Raw genomic sequence first — 1,747 nt, forward strand, 5'->3', positions numbered from 1 at the left:
AGAAACGTCGGCAAAATAAAATAAGCTACGATGATCGTCAAGATTAAAATAGTCTAAGAAATCGCCGCTTAAGTACAAAGATGGCATCACTCGATGCTCAAAGAAAATATCGTTCACTTTCTTTTCATTTTTTGGCAGCATTTTCTTTTGAATTTGCAAGCCGGCTTTTTGGTCAGCCCTCAATTCCTGGAGACCCGCGCTCAGTTTCTTATAGCCTTCTTCAAGCTCTTTCTGTAAATGCTTATTATGCTTACTTAAACGAACCTTCTCTAGGATTCTATCGATCACATGATCAACATTAATATAGTCATTGACAGGTTTTAGAATGTAGTCCGAAGCACCTGCTCTTAAACACGCGACCACATCACCAGAGTTTGGCGTTTCCGATACAACAACCAAAGGGATAAGGTAACTATCAGCCTGACCCAATGATAAGTGAGCAATATCGGCATTGGTTACATCAGCAAACACCAAATCTACTGAAGTACTTGCCAATAACTCGTTTGCGTTATCGATCGTTGATGCAGTTTTTACTTGATAGCCCTTGGCACACAGATAATCTGCCAAGCGTAACAAGTCCTCTTTATGAGGGTCTAGCACCAGAATATGTTCAGCTAGCTGATCCATGATCTATACCTGCCAAACATTATTTAATAAGGTCAATACAATACTCACTAATTAATCACAGCCTTTTTATAACGCTTGATATACAGCGGCTAAGCTTTAAGGCACCCGACATACTATGCCTGGCGCGGCATCAAGGTTAATTTAATAATTCGAGTATAGGACAAGCTGAATACACGTCTAACCAAAACCGAGAATAATTTCATTTTTTCACCGGGACTGGCTAAAGATCACAGACTTACCGTGCGATACGCCAAATTCCTAACGATTTCACTTAAACTGATTAAACCTGCACAAGCATGCTAAAGTAATTAAAGAATTAATATACTTCTGCATAAAAGCTAAGTATTAACATACTCTTTTTATCAAAATATACCTTGAGACTATTCTCATTCATTAGAGTATTCACACTAATTAACAATTGGGGCTACGCTGCTTGAATTTATTGATAGAAGATTTACTTGGGGCGCATAAGAAGCTAATCATGGACCCAGTACACGGTGGCATACCTCTTTTGAGCCACGAAGTGGCCATGGTGGACCACCCTTTATTTCAGCGACTACGCTTTATTTGTCAGAACGATATCCTTTCTCTCGTATTTCCTGGCGCGACTCACTCACGCTTTTTACATAGCGTAGGTGTCATGCATGTTGGCGGGCGCATGTTCCGCGCAATGATTGAAAACTGTCTGAAACGCTGCTCCCAAGAACAGCGTTCAGTGGTAAAAACCGACACACTAGAAGCTATCAGCTACTTTCACAGGCTTGTTCGTTGTGCCTGCCTTCTACATGATGTTGGACATAGCAGCTTCTCGCACCAATTCAATCGAACCCCCTCTATTAAATCCCTTCTTGCTCAAGGAGGACGTTTTGAACATCTTTGGGCAGGCATTGACACCAGCGCTATCTATAAAGATCCGCCAACAATACTCGAGCATGAGCACTTTTCAGTTCGTGCTGCCTGGCAAATACTGCAAGATATCGATAACAAAGCACCAAGCCTGGAACCTTTAGATATTCTGTCTCTGATGGAAACCACCTCAATTTCCCCAAGTGATTTATTTAATCGACACGCTCACGCCCTTTGGCCGCTGATTGCTCCCAGCGACCTGGCGAATAATCCG

The 1,747-nt window shown here is 41.8% G+C and carries 2 protein-coding genes; one reads left to right on the forward strand and one right to left on the reverse strand.

The annotated features are described in order from the left end of the window. The coding region (locus tag A3763_RS18220; protein ID WP_156495159.1) for a response regulator at positions 1-627 on the reverse strand (627 nt) is incomplete at its 3' end. 433 nt (positions 628-1,060) lie between these two features. Here A3763_RS18220 and A3763_RS18225 point away from each other — a divergent pair. Continuing rightward, the coding region (locus A3763_RS18225; RefSeq protein ID WP_156495160.1) for an HD domain-containing protein at positions 1,061-1,747 on the forward strand (687 nt) is incomplete at its 3' end.

This window comes from Oleiphilus sp. HI0128, from assembly GCF_001635365.1.